Source organism: Curtobacterium sp. MCBD17_030 (assembly GCF_003224255.1).
Classification (GTDB): Bacteria; Actinomycetota; Actinomycetes; order Actinomycetales; family Microbacteriaceae; genus Curtobacterium.
The window spans coordinates 82,270-95,475 of sequence record NZ_QKLI01000008.1; the positions used below are offsets into that span (position 1 = coordinate 82,270).

Genomic DNA, 13,206 nt, shown 5'->3' on the forward strand with positions numbered 1-13,206 from the left:
CGCGGGGCCGGCCCCGCGGGACCGCACCGGCAGGGCGGCCGCCCCGGCCCACCCCGCCCCGCTCAGTGCGTGAAGGCGAAGCCGATCAGGGCCATCGTCACGATGAAGCCCGCCAGGTAGTTGATCCAGAGGAAGCGCTTCCAGCCCGCGTTCGCCGCCTCGGCCCCGGCGTCCGTGACGTTCCACCACGGCAGCACGTTGAGCGCGTACGGCACGACGACGACCGCGGCGATCGGCCCCGGGAACGCCGAGAACAGCAGCGCCACACCCGCGACGAGGTACGCCACGAACGCCAGACGGACCGTCGCCCGGGCACCGATCACGGTCGCCACGGACCCGATCCCGCCGGCCCGGTCGGCGAGCACGTCCTGCACGGCGCCGAACGCGTGCGAGGCGATGCCCCACAGGAAGAACGCCACGCACACGGCGACGAGCTGCCCGGTCCACTGGCCGCCGGCGAGCGCGAGCCCGTAGACGGCCGGGGACACGAAGTGCGTCGACGAGGTCAGGGAGTCCAGGAACGGCTTCTCCTTGAAGCGCAGCCCCGGTGCCGAGTAGGCGATGACCGCGAAGACGCTGATCGCGAGGACGAGCCACGACCACGGCCCGCCGAGCAGCACGAGGACGAGCAGGAAGGGCACGTTCGTGACGACCACGGCCCAGAGCGTGGCCCGGTGCACGCTCCGGTCGAGCAGCGCCCCCTCGACGCCGCCCTTGCGCGGGTTGCGCAGGTCGGACTCGTAGTCGAAGACGTCGTTGATGCCGTACATCGCCAGGTTGTAGGGCACGAGGAAGTACACGACGCCGACGAGGAACGCCAGCAGCGAGAACCCGCCACCCCCCTCGACGCCGACCCCGCTGCCGAGCAGGTGGGCGGCGGCGAACGGGTAGGCGGTGTTCACCCAGCTGATCGGTCGCGAGGACACGAACAGGGCACGGAGCGTCGACGGCCTGGAGGCTCGGCTCACGGTCATGGGGTCTCCTCCGCTGCGCGGGACGGCTGGGTCGGGCGCTCTGACCGTACCGGTCCGGAGACCGCGTCCGGTCGCCGGCTCCGGTCGGTTCCCAGCCCGTCGAGCAGCACCCAGGAGCTCGGCAGCAGCAGGACCGCGCCGATCGAGTACGCCAGGTCCTCGACGGGGAACAGGCCGATGCGCGCCCCGAGGACGAGCGCCGGGTCGTAGGCGACGATGCCGAGCCCGACGATCACGTTGTTGAACACGCACGTCATCACGAGCAGCGCGACGCCGGCGACGACCCCGGTGAGCACGGTGGTGCGACGGCCACGGGCGGCAGCCTCCGGACGTGCCGCTCGTCGGCGACGTGCCGACACGATGCCGGCGAGGACCGCGACCAGCACGGCGACGCCGAGGAACGGCACCGCGAGCAGCGCGTACGTGCCGGACCCGGTCATGCCCGGCCCCCGTCGTGGCCCGCGTCCGTGGAGCGCCGAGCGCTGAGCCGCGCGAACACCGGGCGGAGGGCACCGAACAGGTCCATCGTCGTCCAGCAGAGCAGCACCAGGAAGAACAGCTCCTCGAGCGGCACGTCCGGCGCCAGGAGCACCCCGGTGAGCAGCCCGTTCGTGCCGATGAAGAAGATGCCGAGGTGCACGCCCACGACGTCCCAGACCATGAAGAACACCAGCCCGATGAGCATCACGGCGGCGGCGCGCACCGGGGCACGCCAGAAGAACAGCCGGTACCGGGCGTCGAGCACCGCGATGCCGGCGATCGAGATCAGCAGTCCGGCGAGGTACAGCCCGGGCATCAGTCCGTCGTCCGTACCGGCGGCGCGTCGACGGACCGCGGCAGCGGGGTCGGCAGCGGCTCGGTCGAGGTGTCGCCGTGGATCCGCTTGAGCAGGACCTCGGCACTGATCAGGCACATCGGCAGTCCGATGCCCGGGATCGTCGAGGCGCCGACGTAGTAGAGCCCGTCGACCTTCGTGGAGGCGTTCTTCTCGCGGAAGAAGGCGCTCTGCGTCAGGGTGTGCGCCGGGCCGAGCATCGACCCGTTCCAGGCGTTGAGGTCGTCGGCGAAGTCCTGCGGGCCGATGGTCCGGCGGACGCGGATCCGGTCACTCAGGTCCGGAACACCGGACCGCTCGGCGATGACGTCGATGGCGCGGTCCGCGATCGCCTCGACCTGGGCGTCTCCCGCTCCGTCGAGGCCGCCCTTGCCGATCGAGACGTCGGCCGGCAGCGGGACGAGGACGAACAGGTTGCTCTGCCCCTCCGGTGCGACCGAGTCGTCGGTGAGCGACGGCGCGCAGACGTAGATCGACGCGGGGTCCGGCACGTGCCGGTCCTTGCCGAAGATGGCGCCGAAGTTCTCCTTCCAGTCCTCGGTGAACACCAGCGTGTGGTGCAGCAGTCCGGGGACCGGGCCGTCGATGCCGAGGTACACGAGCACCGCGGAGGGGCCGGGGTCGCGCTTCGCCCAGTGCGCGGCGTCGTGCGTGCGGTGTTCCTGCTCGAGGAGTTCCATCTCCGTGTGCCGGAGGTCCGCGGCGCTCACGACCAGGTCGGCGTGCTCGACGTGCTCCGTGCCGTCCTGGTCACGCCAGGCGACACCGGTGGCGTGCCCGCCCTCGACGACGATCCGGGTCACGGTCGCACCGGTCGTGATCGTCGCCCCCTCGGCGAGCGCGACCCGCTCGACGGCGGCGATGACCTGCGTGATGCCGCCCTTCGGGTAGAGCACCCCGTCGGCCAGGTCCAGGTGGCTCATCAGGTGGTACATGCTCGGCGCCTGGTACGGGCTGGTGCCGAGGAAGACCGCCGGGTAGCCGAGGACCTGCCACAGGCGGTGGTCCTCGACCGCGGTCGACGCGAACGACGACAGCGGCTGGAGCAGCAGTCGCGCGAGCTTGCCCATCCGCTTGAGGACGTCGGGGGCGGCGAGCTTCGTGAGGTCCTGGAAGGTGCCGTACAGGAACCGACGGACCGCCATGTCGTACGTGTCGGCGGCGGAGTCGAGGTACTTCGCCATCTTCGCGCCAGCACCGGGCTCGATGGACTCGAACAGGGCGATGTTGGCCTCGCGCGAGGACCGCAGGTCGATCGGCTCGTCGCGGCCCTCGGTGTACACCCGGTAACCGGGGTCGAGGACGTCGAGGTCCAGCTGCTCGTCGGCGCTGGTTCCGAGCAGCCGGAAGAAGTGGTCGAACACCTCGGGCATGAGGTACCAGCTGGGTCCGGTGTCGAACCGGAAGCCGTCCTGCTCCCACGTGCCGGCACGACCACCGAGCTGGGTGCGCTGCTCGAGGACGGTGACGGCGAAGCCGTCCCGGGCGAGCAGGGCGGCGGCCGCCAGACCGCTGATGCCGCCACCGATCAGGACGGCACGGCGGACCGGGACGGTGCGGGTGGCGGACGGTGCGGCAGTGGTCGGGGCGCCGGTCGGACGGGAGGCACGGGTCGGGCTCACGACGAGCCTCCAGTCTGTGGGGTGGTGACGGTGCGCGCGGGCAGTGCGCCGCGTCGGCTGAGGACACGCGCGACGAGCCGTGCCTTCACGGGGTTCGGGACCCGGACCCGGGAGGTGACGAGCCGGTCCGCCGGGGTGGCGGCGATCCGGTCGTTGAGCTCCTGGAACAGTGCGTGTGCGAGGGCGACCGCGGGGCGAGCGTCCCGCGGCAGCAGCGGGACGGTGACGGCGGCCCGGTCGAGGTCCGACTGGACGTCGGCGACGAGCCGGCCCTTCGTCGCCTCGTCGAAGGTGCGCACGTCGACGCCCGGGAAGTACGAGCGGCCGAGGACCTCGAAGTCGGCGTGCAGGTCGCGGAGGAAGTTCACCTTCTGGAAGGCGGCACCGAGGGCACGCGCGCCGTCGACGAGGACGGCGTCGTCGAAGATCGGGCGCCCGGCGCGGTACACGAAGGCGCGGAGGCACATCAGGCCGACGACCTCGGCGGAGCCGTACACGTAGGCGTCGAAGGAGGCCTGGTCGTGCTCGGTCTGCTCGAGGTCCATCCGCATCGACGCGAAGAACGGCGCCGTCAGTTCGCTGCCGAACCCGACGGTGCGGGCGGTCCGGGCGAAGGCGTGCACGACGGGGTTCACCGAGAAGCCGAACGCCATGGCGCGGTCGGTGTCCTGCTCGAGCTCGTCGAGCACGATCCGGGCGAGCGCGGGGTCCAGGCCGGCCTCGGTCGCGGGGCCGTCGACGACCTCGTCCGCGACCCGGACCAGGGCGTAGACGTTGCGGATGTGCTCGCGGGTGTCCTTCGTGAGCAGGCGGCTGGCGAGCCCGAACGACGTGGAGTACCGGCTGATGACGACGCTCGAGGCGGCCTCGGCGGTGGCGTCGTAGAGCGGGAGGCGGTGACCGGTGGTGCTCGAGCTCACCGGACGCGCTCCACGAGTTCGGTGACGAGCCCCTCGAGTCCGGCGCCGAGCTCGCAGGGCAGGCCGGCGAGCTCCGCACGTGCCAGCGCGGTGTGGTCACGGATGCGGTCGAGGGCCGCGTCACGTGCACCGCACTCGACGAGCAGGCCCCGGAGGCCCGCAGCACGTTCCTCGGTCAGGTCCGGGTCGCCGAGGTACGGCGCCAGGTCGGGCCAGCACTCGGTGGTCGCGGCGTACGCGATGAGCATCGTGCGCTTGCCCTCGCGGAGGTCCCCGATGGCGGTCTTCCCCGTCGATCCCTCGTTGCCGAAGACCCCGAGCAGGTCGTCGACGATCTGGTAGGCGATGCCGATCTCCCGGCCGAAGGCGCCGAGCGAGGCGACGACGGGCTCCGGCGCACCGGCCAGGACCGCACCGGACTGCAGCGGTGCCTCGAAGCTGTAGACACTCGTCTTCGCGCGCTCCATCTGCAGGACCTCTTCCACGGTGGGCATCACGCCGAGCGCGAGGTCCACGTCCGCCATCTCGCCGGCGGCGCTGGCGAACACGGCGTCGTCGAACAGGTCGAGCAGGCGCGAACGACGGTCGCCGGTGACCCCGCTGGCCTCGATGAAGCGGGGGGCGGCGGCGAGCGCCAGGTCCCCGGCGATCACGGCGGCGCTCGTCCCCCGGTGTTCGGCCGTCGGCAGCGGCAGCCCCCCGGTCGTCGCGTCGTCGCGGAAGGACCCGGCGACGTTCGGACGCCCACGGCGGGACCAGTCCCGGTCGATGACGTCGTCGTGGACGACGAGGGCGGTGTGCAGCAGTTCGTACGCCGCAGCGACCTGCGACGCGGCGTGCACGTCCTGCCCGCCGAGCGCCGTGTACGAGGTCAGGACCATGCGTGGCCGGAACCGTTTGCCGCCCATGCTCGCCCTGCGCAGGACGCGCCAGAGTTCTTCGGACGGTCGGCCGAAAACCTGGGCCCGGGCGCTCGACACCGTGAAGAAGCGCTCCAGGCACTCATCCACCAGCGCGAGGTCGATGTGCGCCACGGTGGCCGCTTCCTCGGTCATTGGCCTAATCTATCGAGGCAGATGAGCCTTTTCCCGGAAACCGTTGTCCTGCTGGCCGATGACCGTACCCCGATCGGCACGGCGGACAAGTTCACGGTGCACACAGACCAGACGCCCCTCCACCTCGCCTTCAGCTGCCACGTGCAGAACGCCGCCGGCGACCTCCTCGTGACCCGTCGCGCCCTCGTGAAGAAGACGTGGCCCGGCGTGTGGACGAACTCGTTCTGCGGGCACCCCGGCCCGGACGAGTCCTTCGAGGACGCGATCGCCCGTCGCGCCGAACGCGAACTCGGCATGACGCTGCACAGTGTCGACCTGGTGCTGCCGGACTTCCGCTACCGCGCGGTGGACGCGTCCGGGATCGTGGAGAACGAGGTCTGCCCGGTGTTCCGCGCCGTGGCCGACGGCGACCCGCAGCCCGCTGACGACGAGGTCGCCGAGTGGGTGTGGCTGTCGGAGCAGGACCTCCGCCAGGCCGTGACCGCCGCGCCCTTCGCCTTCAGCCCGTGGCTCGGGTGGCAGCTGGCGGAGCTCCCGCTCGACGCCCTCGGCGCGCAGCGCTGAAACACCGCTGACCGACGGGTCGTCTGCGACCCGACGCGCCCGGACGACGCAAGGTGACGTCCACGGCGATGCCGCCTCGGGGCTCCCGTCGCGTCCACCCTCGTCGCCCGCTCGGGTGGCGCGGACCCGGGAGCCGTGCATAATGATCTGGCTCGGGATGTGAACGTGCACATGGGCGTGCCGCGGCCCCGGGCGGGAGAGAGCAGCAATGGCGACCACGCGGGCACAGCAGCCGCGGTCCCCCAGCATCCGTGACGTCGCGCGGGTCGCGGGCGTCTCGCACCAGACCGTCTCCCGGGTCCTCAACAACTCGGACGCGATCCGGGCCGAGACCCGTGACCGGGTGCTCGCGGCGATGGAGGAACTGCAGTACCGGCCGAACCGGGCCGCGCGCGCACTGGTGACGAGCAAGACCAGGACCATCGGCGTCCTGACGGCGCAACGGTCGCACTACGGGCCGACCATCACCCTGCAGGCGATCGAGGACGCCGCGGTCCTCCGCGGGTACTCGGTGACGACGGCGAACATCGCGGTGCCGACCGACGAGGCGGTCCGCGACGGACTCGGACACCTGCTCGACCAGGACGTCGAGGGGATCGTCGTCATCGCCCCCCAGCAGCGGGTGTTCGACCTCATCGAGGAGCTCGGCGTCCGTACCCCGTACGTGACGATGCGCTCGAGCGTCGGTGAGGACCCGACGGCGCTCTGGGTCGACCAGATGGAGGGCGCACGCCTGGCGACGGCCCACCTGCTCGACCTGGGCCACGAGTACGTCCGGCACATCGCGGGGCCCCAGGACTGGATCGAGGCAGACGCCCGGATGCAGGGCTTCCTCCGCGAGATGTCGGACCGGGACATGCCGGTGCAGCCACCGATCCTCGGGGACTGGACGGTGGACTTCGGCTACCAGGCCGGGCGGGAGCTGCTGCGGTGGCGGGACTGCACGGCAGTGTTTTGCTCGAACGACGCGATGGCACTGGGCGTCATGCACGCCGCGCGCTCGTACGGGCTCGACGTCCCCGGTGACCTGTCGGTCGTCGGCTACGACGACATCCCGGAAGCGAAGCACTTCTGGCCGCCCTTGACGACCGTGCAGGTGGACTTCGAGGAACTCGGACGGCGGAGCGTGGACATCCTGCTGCCGAGCGGCGACGAGCAGCTGCGACCGATCGACATCGTGCCGCAGCTCGTGGTCCGCGGGTCGACGTCGGCCCCCCGCCGTCGCTGATCGACTGTCGGTTGTCCCCAGCCCGAGGGGCAGACGGTCCGTCCTGCGCGGACGTCAGGCGTGGCGTTACCGAAACGCGACCAATCCGAATTGACACCCAGGCCGGGCGTGTGCGTAACATTGCCTCCGTTCCTCGATGTGACCGTTCACATCGGCTGTCACACGAGGATCACCCGGACGCGACAACGAAGTCCGCACGCACCCTCGTGCCCTTCGGATGCCGCAGCTGTTCCACCGAAGGACTGCCGCATCGCAGCGGCAGAAGGAGATGCACCGTGGCGTCAACCCCACAGGGTCACGACCCGATCGAGAGCGGGCTCGAGACCCGTTCGATCACCGCTCCCGAGACGATCCTCGAGATGCGTTCCATCACCAAGGAGTTCCCTGGTGTGAAGGCGCTCTCCGACGTCTCGCTGAGCGTCCGAGCCGGCGAGATCCACGCGATCTGCGGCGAGAACGGCGCTGGCAAGTCCACGCTGATGAAGGTGCTGTCGGGCGTGTACCCGTACGGCACGTACGAGGGCGAGATCGTCTACGAGGGCGAGGAAGTCCGCTTCTCGAACATCAAGCAGTCCGAGCAGGCCGGCATCGTCATCATCCACCAGGAGCTGGCGCTGATCCCGGAGCTCTCCATCACGGAGAACCTGTTCCTCGGCAACGAGCCGGGCCGCTTCGGTCGCATCGACTGGACCGCCGCGCAGCTCCGCGCGCAGGACCTGCTCGCCCGCGTCGGCCTGTCCGACGACCCGGACACGCAGATCAAGAACATCGGCGTCGGCAAGCAGCAGCTGGTCGAGATCGCCAAGGCCCTCCACAAGGACGTCAAGCTCCTCATCCTCGACGAGCCGACCGCCGCGCTGAACGAGAACGACTCCCAGCACCTCCTCGACCTCATCGTCGGGTTGAAGGCCAAGGGCATCTCGAGCATCATCATCAGCCACAAGCTCAACGAGATCGAGCAGATCGCCGACGAGATCACGATCATCCGCGACGGCAAGACCATCGAGACGCTCAACGTCAAGGCGGACGGCGTCAACGAGGACCGCATCATCCGCGGCATGGTCGGCCGCTCGCTCGAGTCCCGCTTCCCGGACCGCACCCCGAAGATCGGCGAGACCTTCTTCGAGGTCCGCAACTGGACCGTGCAGCACCCGATCGACTCGTCGCGCCTGGTCTGCAAGGGATCGAACTTCCACGTCCGCCGGGGTGAGATCGTCGGCTTCGCCGGCTTGATGGGTGCCGGGCGCACCGAGTTGGCGATGAGCCTGTTCGGTCGCTCCTACGGCACCTGGCTCGACGGGCAGATCATCAAGGACGGCCAGGAGATCAAGGTCACCAACGTCCAGCAGGCGATCAACAACGGCCTCGGCTACGTGTCGGAGGACCGCAAGGCCCTCGGGCTGAACCTGCTCGACACCGTGAAGCGCTCGACGGTCGCGGCGGACCTCAAGAAGATCGCCAAGGGCGGCGTCGTCGACTCCCTCGAGGAGTACTCGGTCGCCGAGAAGTACCGGAAGCTCCTCCGCACCAAGGTGCCGAGCGTCGAGGACAACGTCGGCAAGCTCTCCGGTGGGAACCAGCAGAAGGTCGTCCTGTCGAAGTGGATGTTCACCGACCCCGACCTGCTGATCCTCGACGAGCCCACCCGCGGCATCGACGTCGGCGCGAAGTTCGAGATCTACGGGATCATCCAGCAGCTCGCGGCCGAGGGGAAGGGCATCATCCTCATCTCGTCCGAGCTCCCGGAGCTCCTCGGTCTCTCCGACCGCATCTACACCATCTTCGAGGGGCAGATCACTGCTGACCTCCCGGCCGACCAGGCCGATCCAGAAACGCTCATGCGCAGCATGACGTCCGCGCGGAAGGGCGCCACCGTCTCATGAACAACCTGAAGCTGCTCTTCGGCAAGGGCAACTCCATCGGCCAGTACGGCATGATCATCGCGCTCATCGCGATCCTGATCTTCTTCTCGATCACGACGAACGGGCTCATCCTCGAGCCCACGAACGTGATCAACCTGTTCCTGCAGTACTCCTACATCCTGATCCTGGCGCTGGGGATGGTCATGGTGATCATCGCCGGCCACATCGACCTGTCGGTCGGTTCGGTCGCGGCGGTCGTCGGCATCGTCGTGGCGCAGTCCATGTCGGTCTGGCACTTCCCGGTCTGGGCCGCGATCATCCTCGGCCTCGCCGTCGGTGCGCTCATCGGTGCCTGGCAGGGCTTCTGGGTCGCGTTCGTGAAGGTCCCGGCCTTCATCGTGACGCTCGCCGGCCAGCTCATCTTCCGCGGCGCGAACCAGATCATCGGTTCGTCCACCTCGGTCCCCGTCCCGGACGCCTACACGCCGATCGGCGCCGGGTTCCTCGGTGACTTCGGTCCGGACTTCGGGTTCAGCAACGGCACCCTGCTCATCGGGCTCGCGACCATCGTCGCCCTGATCATCATCGAGGCCCGCGGCCGTGCCCGCCGCAAGAAGATGCAGGCCGAGGTCCCGCCGCTGTGGGTCTCGATCGTCCGCACCGGCGTCCTGGTCGCCGTCACCGTCTTCGCCACCTACCTGTTCGCCGCCGGTCCGGTCGGTACCTCGGTCCCGGTCGTCGCGATCATCCTCGGCGTGCTGACGATCATCTACGGCTTCGTCACGAAGAACACCATCTTCGGTCGCCAGGTCTACGCCGTCGGTGGCAACGCCAACGCCGCGGTCCTGTCCGGTGTCTCTGCGAGGAAGGTCAACTTCTTCGTCATGATGAACATGTCGGTCCTCGCCGCGATCGCCGGCATGGTGTTCGTCGGCTACTCGGGCGCCTCGGGCCCCGCGGACGGCACCGGCTGGGAGCTCGACGCGATCGCCGCGGTGTTCGTCGGTGGCGCCGCCGTCGCCGGTGGTGTCGGCACGATCTCCGGCTCGATCATCGGTGGTCTCGTGATGGCGCTGCTGTCCAACGGCCTGCAGCTCATGGGCCTCGAGTCGAACAAGGTGCAGATCATCCGCGGTCTGGTCCTGCTCGTCGCCGTCGCCTTCGACGTCTACTCGAAGTCGCAGGGCCGTCCGTCCCTGATCGGCGGCATGATGCGACAGTTCCAGCGGAAGGACACCGAAGCCAACACGATCGCCGCGGAGCAGCCGCGATCGATCGCGGACCAGCCAGACAAGGTCAACCTCCCCTAGCTCGGGACCCCGGCGGTCGGGCGACCGACCGCCGGGACCCGGTACGACCCATCCACCACAGCGGGGCTCCGGCCCCAACTCCTCAACGAAGAGAAAGCAATCACATGCGCAAGAAGATCGTCGCCGGCGTCAGCCTGGCGCTCATCGCGGGCCTCGCCCTCAGCGGCTGCTCGGCCCGTGGCAACACGGACGGCTCCGGCTCGGGTTCGGGCTCCGGCTCCAGCTCGACCATCAAGAAGGGCGACCTCATCGGTGTCGCCCTCCCCGCCAAGACCTCGCAGAACTGGGTCCTCGCGGGCGCCGCGTTCAAGAAGTCGATCGAGAAGGCCGGATTCAAGGCCGACATCCAGTACGCGAACGCCGGCAGCCCCGTGCCGGACCAGCAGTCGCAGATCTCGGGCATGGTCACCAAGGGTGCCAAGGCCGTCATCATCGGTGCGGCCGACGGTTCGCAGCTCGGCTCGCAGGTGAAGGCCGCCAAGGCCGCTGGTGCGACCGTCATCGCCTGGGACCGCAACATCCTGAACACCGAGAACGTCGACTACTACGTCGCGTTCAACAACTTCAAGGTCGGCCAGCTCCAGGCACAGGCGCTCCTGAAGGGTCTCGAGGAGAAGAAGGGCGACAAGCCCTACAACGTCGAGCTCTTCGCCGGTTCCGCTGACGACGCCAACGCCACCGTGTTCTTCAACGGTGCCATGGACGTCCTCCAGCCGAAGATCGACGACGGCACGCTGAAGGTCACCTCGGGTCAGACCACGTTCGCCAAGGTGAACACGCAGGGCTGGCTCGCGCAGAAGGCCCAGTCGCGCATGACGGACCTCCTGGCGCAGTACTACACGGGTGACACCGAGCTCGACGGCGTCCTCTCGCCGAACGACACGCTCGCCCGTGCGATCCTCACCGCGACCAAGGCCGCCGGCAAGGAGAACCCCGTCGTCACCGGTCAGGACTCCGAGACCGCGTCGATCCCGCTCATCATGCAGGGCACGCAGTACTCGACCATCTACAAGAACACCACCGACGAGGCCCAGGCCGCGATCGACCTGGTGTCCGACCTGGCCGCCGGCAAGAAGCCGGAGACCGTGAAGGACAAGAACAACGACAACGGCAAGAAGATCGTCCCGACCGTCGAGCTGACCCCGGTCCTCGTCACCAAGGACAACGCGGTCGAGGCGTACGCCAACGACGACACGCTCGAGGCACTCGCCAAGAAGGGCTGAGTCTCCCCGGCACAGCAGGAAGGGCCCCGTCGCGTCAGCGGCGGGGCCCTTCCGTCGTCCCCGGCGAGCTCCCCTGTGGTGACCCGGCCTGGAGGCCCGCCCCGCGCCTCCAGGCCGGTGCCGTCCACCGCGCGCGTGCCCCCGCCTACACGGCGTAGCGGGGATCGGCGGCCGGGTCGTAGGTCGCCGCCCCGACCGTGTCGTCGGACACCGCCTGCAGGTGCTCGGCCTGCCACGTCGAGTCCACCTCGGTGAGCTCGGCCGCAGCGCAGCGGGCGTCGGCGTGCTCGGCGTCGGACGTGATCGCGAGCGAGAAGAGCACGGGCTGCGCGGTACCGAGGCTCACCGGATGCCCGGACGCACGCATGCAGCCGACGTACCGGTCGACCGCCGCGACGTACTCCGAGCGGGTGACGACGCCGTCCTCGAGCGCGTCCCGCTGTTCGGGCGACGGCCCAGGGACCGGATCGGGACGGGCCCACGCAGCCCAGACGGTCATCGGTCCGCCGTCGTGGTCGACCCGGACGGTCGGCCGGTCCCCCGCTGCCGATCGGACGGGCACGGTGACCGAGGTCCCGCAGTCCGCCGTGGCCGGGTCACCGCGGTCGTCGCTGCTCGTCCCGACGGTGACGGCGGCGGTGCCGTCCGGCGCGCACTGCAGGCCGATGGCGACGGCACGCGCTCCGGAGGGCCGCCCGGGCAACGTCAGTGTCGTCGGGCCGTCGGCGACACGGACCACAGGCGACCCCAGCAGCATCACGTCCCCGGCGGCCCCGGTGGCGACGAGGGCGGACGCGTCCTCCGTGGTGAGCGACTGCTGCAGCAGCCCGGTGCTGACGAGGGCACCGGCGGTGAGCGACCCGGCGACGACGAACGCACCGATGCCGATCGTGGGGACGAGCCAGCGTCGTCGTCGCACGGACCGGTCCACGCGGTCGACGAGCAGGGCACGGAGGGCGCGGTCTCGGGTCGTCTCGGTCATCGTGCTCCTCCGGTGGTGGACGGTGCGGTCGTGGTGGGTGCGGTCGGCGGAGCGGCCGGCACTGCTGTCTGCTCGGCGAACTGCGCACCGAGGCGCTTCCGGGCTCGGGAGAGACGGGACTTCACGGTCCCGATCGGCACGCCGAGCACCTCGGCCGCCTCGGCCTCACGGTGCCCGGCGATGACACAGAGCGCGAGGACCTGCTGATCGGCCGCCGAGAGCGTCCGGAACGCGGCGACCGCGGCACCGTCGTCGTGCCGGTCGGCGGGGTCGGGAGCGTGATCGGCGGGTGGCAGCGTCGCGAGCAGTCGCCGGTACCGCATCGTCGCGCGGGTGGCGTTGCGCGCGACGTTCGTCGCGGTGACGAGCAGCCACGGCAGCAGGTCGCCGTCGACGAGCCGTGCGCTCCGCCGACGACGCCACGCCTCGAGGAACACGACCGCGACGACGTCGTCGACGTCCACCTCGGGCGGCACCAGCCGGAGGGCGTGCCGGTGCACGCGGTCACGGTGGCGGTCGAAGACGCGGCCGTAGGCCTCGCCGTCACCGCGGCCCGCTGCCGCCCAGTCCTCGGCGTCGTCGCCGCTTCCGGTTCTCATGTCCTGGAGTGTCCGGCAGCACCCGGATGGTT

At 70.0% G+C, this 13,206-nt stretch carries 13 protein-coding genes; 5 read left to right on the forward strand and 8 right to left on the reverse strand.

Annotation, left to right across the window (positions count from 1 at the left end):
• Positions 1–62: 62 nt before the first annotated feature.
• From DEI89_RS09335 to DEI89_RS09360, 6 genes are read right to left on the reverse strand one after another with little or no spacing between them, the layout of a single operon-like run.
• Complete coding sequence (locus tag DEI89_RS09335; protein ID WP_110903773.1) at positions 63–974, reverse strand: prenyltransferase; 912 nt, start codon at positions 972–974, stop codon at positions 63–65.
• A complete protein-coding gene (locus DEI89_RS09340) occupies positions 971–1,414 on the reverse strand; it encodes a lycopene cyclase domain-containing protein (protein WP_110903774.1) in 444 nt (147 codons plus the stop codon). Before DEI89_RS09340 ends, DEI89_RS09335 begins: the two co-directional genes overlap by 4 nt.
• Positions 1,411–1,770, reverse strand: coding sequence for a lycopene cyclase domain-containing protein (locus DEI89_RS09345; RefSeq protein WP_110903775.1), 360 nt, complete (start codon positions 1,768–1,770; stop codon positions 1,411–1,413). The genes DEI89_RS09340 and DEI89_RS09345 overlap by 4 nt, the downstream gene beginning before the upstream one ends.
• Complete coding sequence (gene crtI, locus DEI89_RS09350) at positions 1,770–3,431, reverse strand: phytoene desaturase family protein (protein WP_110903776.1); 1,662 nt, start codon at positions 3,429–3,431, stop codon at positions 1,770–1,772. Before crtI ends, DEI89_RS09345 begins: the two co-directional genes overlap by 1 nt.
• On the reverse strand, positions 3,428–4,351 hold the full coding sequence (locus DEI89_RS09355; RefSeq protein ID WP_110903777.1) for a phytoene/squalene synthase family protein: 924 nt from the start codon (positions 4,349–4,351) through the stop codon (positions 3,428–3,430). The genes crtI and DEI89_RS09355 overlap by 4 nt, the downstream gene beginning before the upstream one ends.
• The gene (locus DEI89_RS09360) at positions 4,348–5,406 is read right to left on the reverse strand and encodes a polyprenyl synthetase family protein (protein WP_181421568.1); all 1,059 of its coding nucleotides are present in this window, start codon (positions 5,404–5,406) and stop codon (positions 4,348–4,350) included. The genes DEI89_RS09355 and DEI89_RS09360 overlap by 4 nt, the downstream gene beginning before the upstream one ends.
• Positions 5,407–5,427: 21 nt before the next feature.
• Between DEI89_RS09360 and idi the strand changes: the two genes are divergently transcribed.
• The 5 genes from idi (at position 5,428) to DEI89_RS09385 (ending at position 11,593) form a co-directional block, all read left to right on the forward strand.
• The gene (gene idi, locus DEI89_RS09365) at positions 5,428–5,970 is read left to right on the forward strand and encodes an isopentenyl-diphosphate Delta-isomerase (RefSeq protein WP_110903778.1); all 543 of its coding nucleotides are present in this window, start codon (positions 5,428–5,430) and stop codon (positions 5,968–5,970) included.
• A gap of 208 nt (positions 5,971–6,178) precedes the next feature.
• Positions 6,179–7,198, forward strand: a complete 1,020-nt coding sequence (locus DEI89_RS09370) for a LacI family DNA-binding transcriptional regulator (protein ID WP_110903779.1) — start codon at positions 6,179–6,181, stop codon at positions 7,196–7,198.
• A 359-nt stretch (positions 7,199–7,557) separates the two neighbouring features.
• Positions 7,558–9,081, forward strand: a complete 1,524-nt coding sequence (gene mmsA, locus DEI89_RS09375; RefSeq protein WP_181421573.1) for a multiple monosaccharide ABC transporter ATP-binding protein — start codon at positions 7,558–7,560, stop codon at positions 9,079–9,081.
• Positions 9,078–10,370 (forward strand): multiple monosaccharide ABC transporter permease, encoded by a 1,293-nt coding sequence (gene mmsB / locus DEI89_RS09380; RefSeq protein ID WP_110903780.1) that lies wholly within the window; start codon positions 9,078–9,080, stop codon positions 10,368–10,370. The genes mmsA and mmsB overlap by 4 nt, the downstream gene beginning before the upstream one ends.
• 104 nt (positions 10,371–10,474) lie before the next feature.
• The gene (locus DEI89_RS09385; protein WP_110903781.1) at positions 10,475–11,593 is read left to right on the forward strand and encodes a sugar-binding protein; all 1,119 of its coding nucleotides are present in this window, start codon (positions 10,475–10,477) and stop codon (positions 11,591–11,593) included.
• A 145-nt stretch (positions 11,594–11,738) separates the two neighbouring features.
• Here DEI89_RS09385 and DEI89_RS09390 read toward each other — a convergent pair whose 3' ends face one another.
• Complete coding sequence (locus tag DEI89_RS09390; RefSeq protein WP_110903782.1) at positions 11,739–12,575, reverse strand: hypothetical protein; 837 nt, start codon at positions 12,573–12,575, stop codon at positions 11,739–11,741.
• Positions 12,572–13,174, reverse strand: coding sequence for an RNA polymerase sigma factor (locus DEI89_RS09395; protein ID WP_110903783.1), 603 nt, complete (start codon positions 13,172–13,174; stop codon positions 12,572–12,574). The genes DEI89_RS09390 and DEI89_RS09395 overlap by 4 nt, the downstream gene beginning before the upstream one ends.
• Positions 13,175–13,206: the final 32 nt, after the last annotated feature.

Coding starts and splice junctions, on each gene's coding strand:
- DEI89_RS09335 (WP_110903773.1), bottom strand. CDS start 974: ATGACCGTGAGCCGAGCCTCCAGGCCGTCGACGCTCCGTGCCCTGTTC.
- DEI89_RS09340 (WP_110903774.1), bottom strand. CDS start 1,414: ATGACCGGGTCCGGCACGTACGCGCTGCTCGCGGTGCCGTTCCTCGGC.
- DEI89_RS09345 (WP_110903775.1), bottom strand. CDS start 1,770: ATGCCCGGGCTGTACCTCGCCGGACTGCTGATCTCGATCGCCGGCATC.
- DEI89_RS09360 (WP_181421568.1), bottom strand. CDS start 5,406: ATGACCGAGGAAGCGGCCACCGTGGCGCACATCGACCTCGCGCTGGTG.
- idi (WP_110903778.1), top strand. CDS start 5,428: ATGAGCCTTTTCCCGGAAACCGTTGTCCTGCTGGCCGATGACCGTACC.
- DEI89_RS09370 (WP_110903779.1), top strand. CDS start 6,179: ATGGCGACCACGCGGGCACAGCAGCCGCGGTCCCCCAGCATCCGTGAC.
- mmsA (WP_181421573.1), top strand. CDS start 7,558: ATGCGTTCCATCACCAAGGAGTTCCCTGGTGTGAAGGCGCTCTCCGAC.
- mmsB (WP_110903780.1), top strand. CDS start 9,078: ATGAACAACCTGAAGCTGCTCTTCGGCAAGGGCAACTCCATCGGCCAG.
- DEI89_RS09385 (WP_110903781.1), top strand. CDS start 10,475: ATGCGCAAGAAGATCGTCGCCGGCGTCAGCCTGGCGCTCATCGCGGGC.
- DEI89_RS09390 (WP_110903782.1), bottom strand. CDS start 12,575: ATGACCGAGACGACCCGAGACCGCGCCCTCCGTGCCCTGCTCGTCGAC.
- DEI89_RS09395 (WP_110903783.1), bottom strand. CDS start 13,174: ATGAGAACCGGAAGCGGCGACGACGCCGAGGACTGGGCGGCAGCGGGC.